This is a genomic window from Elioraea sp., assembly GCF_051860475.1.
Classification (GTDB): domain Bacteria; phylum Pseudomonadota; class Alphaproteobacteria; order Acetobacterales; family Acetobacteraceae; genus Elioraea.
This window is the reverse complement of record NZ_JBHYDW010000314.1, coordinates 1-591: the sequence shown is the minus strand read 5'-3', so window position 1 is coordinate 591 and position 591 is coordinate 1. Positions and strand designations below refer to the sequence as shown.

Genomic DNA, 591 nt, shown 5'->3' with positions numbered 1-591 from the left:
CCTCGCGTCCCTGGGCGAGGAACGGAATGAGCCGCTGGCCCAGCCGGTCGCCGAAGATCTCGGTGGCGATGCGCGCCCGCTCGGCCGGATTCTCGACCGCGGCGATGCGGTCGGCGATGTCCGCGAGCACGCCCTCGGTCGCGCGCGCGTTGCCCGCCGCGTCCGTGAACGCGACGCCGATGCGGCGGAAGGCCTCCTCCGCCTGCCGCCCGCCGGTCGCGGCATCGCCGATGCGGCGCGTGAGCGTGGCCAGGCCGCGCTCGAGCTCCTCGTTGCGCAGCCCGACCTCGATCGCGGCGAAGCGGAACGCCTGCAACGCATCGGTCGAGACGCCGGCCTGATCGGCGAGCTCGCCCAAGCCCCCGACCGCATCCACCGCGCGGCGCGCGAGATTGGCCAGCGCGCCGGCCGAGAGGGCAGAGATCGCCGGCCCCAGCAGGCTCAGCGCCCGCGACGCCCCCTGCGCGCCCGCGACGATGCGCTGGAACGCGCGATCGCCCGTCTCGCCAGTCTGCGTCAGTTCCTGGCGTGCCTGCTGCGCGCCGTCCACCGACAGCCGCACCGAGAGCCGGCGGGTCGCGTCAGTCATGC

1 protein-coding gene is annotated in these 591 nt (G+C 75.5%); it reads right to left on the bottom strand.

The window, feature by feature from the left end; genetic code table 11:
- The coding region (locus ACTIFU_RS23960; protein ID WP_439580825.1) for a phage tail tape measure protein at positions 1–591 on the bottom strand (591 nt) is incomplete at both ends.